The 278-nt window shown below is 32.0% G+C and carries 1 protein-coding gene; it reads left to right on the top strand.

Annotated elements, in window-relative coordinates:
* Window positions 1-98: 98 nt before the first annotated feature.
* Window positions 99-236 carry a DUF3951 domain-containing protein gene (locus AC2YHV_RS27630; protein WP_134402069.1) on the top strand — a complete coding sequence of 46 codons (138 nt, stop codon included), beginning with the start codon at window positions 99-101 and terminating at the stop codon, window positions 234-236.
* Window positions 237-278: the final 42 nt, after the last annotated feature.

The following is a 278-nucleotide window of genomic DNA, read 5'->3' as shown; positions in this document are numbered from 1 at the left end:
CTGTATTTTTTTGCGCTGTTTTCGCGTTGTTTTGAACAAAGGGATAGTAGGGATATAGTGAGATGAAATAGTAAGCAATCTTTTTAAGGAGTGATTAAATGGCATATGCTTATAGTCCATTTGTTATTACTGTAATATGCTTTGTTTGTTATCGGCTGATTAAAAAGAAATCAGCACCTTCAAATAGATACACACCTTATGATGACATCACAAAGGAAAATAAAGATGACATATAAAACCGTTACAGGATACTACAAATCATCACATACAATATGAAG

The organism is Peribacillus sp. SRI_006, assembly GCF_057586375.1.
This window is presented reverse-complemented; position numbering and strand designations above follow the sequence as displayed.

Bases quoted from the DNA above. Each gene is read 5' to 3' on its own strand.
- AC2YHV_RS27630 (WP_134402069.1), top strand. From the start codon at position 99: ATGGCATATGCTTATAGTCCATTTGTTATTACTGTAATATGCTTTGTT.